Source organism: Sulfurovum sp. bin170 (genome assembly GCF_010892395.1).
GTDB lineage: Bacteria > Campylobacterota > Campylobacteria > Campylobacterales > Sulfurovaceae > UBA1140.
In genome coordinates this window covers 1-2,126 of record NZ_JAACKB010000263.1, presented here as the reverse complement: position 1 = coordinate 2,126, position 2,126 = coordinate 1, and the positions used below count along the sequence as shown (strand labels likewise).

Below are 2,126 nucleotides of genomic sequence, written 5' to 3'. Positions count from 1 at the left end.
TAATATAATGTTTTAATAGTACAATATTGTATTAAATATTTCTTAAGGATAATACTCTATGGCTATTGATATAAAAAAACTATTAAAAAGCGTTGTAAGCCACGGCTCATCTGACCTACACCTAGTGAGTCGCTCTGAACCACAGATAAGAATAGATGGCTCTTTGAAACCTGTGAACCTACCAAAACTAACAGGTGAAGATATAGAGGAGATGACCTACGCACTTCTCACAGAGAAACAGAAGAAGATTTTTGAAGAGGAGTTAGAGCTTGACTTTGCTTTGATGCTCCCTGGTATTGGGAGATTTAGAGCAAACTACTACCGTACACTTGGTGACATTGCCGCTGCTTTTAGGATTATCCCTACCAAGATTCCCTCTTTGGATGATTTGGATGCACCACAGATTTACAAAAGACTTATAAATAGAGAGAAAGGTCTAATCCTCGTAACTGGTCCTACAGGCTCTGGTAAATCAACAACTCTTGCAGCGATGCTCAATGAGATTAATATCACCGAAAACAAACATATCATAACGGTTGAAGACCCTGTTGAGTTTATTCATGAAAATAAAAAGTGTGTCTTTTCCCATAGAGAGACAGGAACAGATACCAAAAGTTTCTCCAAAGCACTAAAATATGCAATGCGTCAAGACCCTGACATCATCCTAATCGGTGAGATGAGAGATAAGGAGACAATCGAAGCAGCACTAACAGCCGCCGAGACTGGGCACTTGGTCTTTGGAACTCTGCATACCAACTCTGCACCAGGGACAATTAACCGTATTATTGATGTCTTTGCTGGTGATGAGCAGGGGCAAATAAGAGCTATGATTTCAAGCTCTTTGGTTGCTGTTATCGCTCAAGTTCTTCTACCAAAAATCGGTGGAGGGAGAGTTGCCGTACCAGAAATTATGACCACAAATCACGCTATTGCAAACCTTATCCGTGAAAACAAGGTACATCAACTCTACTCACAAATGCAACTAGGACAAGGAGAGACAGGAATGCAGACACAATCACAGGTGATGCTTAAACTTCTCAAAAGTGGTCTTATCACAAAAGAACATGCCTTGCAATACTCTAATAAACCTGATGAGCTTAAGAAGAATTTGACTTTTAGGTAATGGAAAAAGTAAAGTGATTTTTCACTTTATTTACGATTTAAGTAGTTTAAATTTTGAAAATCGAGAAGGCTTCGACTCAATAACTTTTAAATCTTTAATCTCAATCTCTCGTAACCGACCACTCTCCAACCTTCTCCCTCGCCAATAATACCCACCAATCGCACCACCACCTGCACTAATAGCCAACAGTCCAACCGTGACCATCTGAGCAAAAACAAAGAGTCCACCAATACCCAAAACACCTGCAAAAGCCATACCAACTTTAAAATTCGCCTTGGCATGGGTAGTAGTTGCCTCCTTGACAATATCTTTTTGTGCCTTTTTCTCCACACGCCTCTTGGCACGCTCAGCATTGACACGAAGTTGTTCACGCTCTTTTGCAAAATCACCCTCTGCTTTGCCAATGGCATCTTTGCGGTAGTGTTCAGCCATAGAGCTAAACCAGAGAGCGATAGTCAAAGAGATAAAGAGAATCGGTATTGCCAACTTTGTAAGCTCGGATGTATCCAACTCATCGGTAGATAACAGTACCAAAAAAGCCGTTGCCATTTGAGCCAAAATGATACCAAATAGGAATTTTAAGAGTTGCATTATCTTAACCTATTTTTATACTTTGTTATACCAATAATTGATATACAACTCTCTTCTAAATTAACACTATAAGGAATACTATAGCCTTTATGTGTTAAATCTCGTATATACTCATCATCAAAATAGTAAGATTTACGATACATAAAAGGAAAATCTTTTATATCTTTAATTTTTTTGTTGAGGTCACGATTAAACTGAATGGAAGCACTCTTTTTATCTCTAGCAATATAAGCCAAAATATCTTTTAATGACTCTTGGAAATCACCTGTTTTGATTATTTTCATAGCTGTTTTAAGAAGTTATCTATCTCTATATTTGATTCTTCCTCTGAAAGCATTTTCTCTGTTCCATTTTGCATTCGTCTATAGGTCTCATGAAATCTTTTTTTATCCTCTTCAAAAGCTATACTCTC

3 protein-coding genes are annotated in these 2,126 nt (G+C 37.9%); 1 reads left to right on the top strand and 2 read right to left on the bottom strand.

Annotation, left to right across the window (positions count from 1 at the left end):
• Positions 1–58: 58 nt before the first annotated feature.
• On the top strand, positions 59–1,123 hold the full coding sequence (locus GSY74_RS06175; RefSeq protein ID WP_164664228.1) for a type IV pilus twitching motility protein PilT: 1,065 nt from the start codon (positions 59–61) through the stop codon (positions 1,121–1,123).
• A 30-nt stretch (positions 1,124–1,153) separates the two neighbouring features.
• Here the strand turns inward: GSY74_RS06175 and GSY74_RS06170 are convergent, their stop codons facing one another.
• Positions 1,154–1,714, bottom strand: coding sequence for a hypothetical protein (locus GSY74_RS06170; RefSeq protein ID WP_164664227.1), 561 nt, complete (start codon positions 1,712–1,714; stop codon positions 1,154–1,156).
• Positions 1,714–1,998: a type II toxin-antitoxin system RelE/ParE family toxin gene (locus GSY74_RS06165; RefSeq protein ID WP_164664226.1), complete on the bottom strand. Its 285-nt coding sequence runs from the start codon at positions 1,996–1,998 to the stop codon at positions 1,714–1,716. Before GSY74_RS06165 ends, GSY74_RS06170 begins: the two co-directional genes overlap by 1 nt.
• Positions 1,999–2,126: the final 128 nt, after the last annotated feature.

What these genes read in the sequence shown, in the direction of transcription:
- GSY74_RS06175 (WP_164664228.1), top strand. Translation starts at nt 59, where the DNA reads ATGGCTATTGATATAAAAAAACTATTAAAAAGCGTTGTAAGCCACGGC.
- GSY74_RS06170 (WP_164664227.1), bottom strand. Translation starts at nt 1,714, where the DNA reads ATGCAACTCTTAAAATTCCTATTTGGTATCATTTTGGCTCAAATGGCA.
- GSY74_RS06165 (WP_164664226.1), bottom strand. Translation starts at nt 1,998, where the DNA reads ATGAAAATAATCAAAACAGGTGATTTCCAAGAGTCATTAAAAGATATT.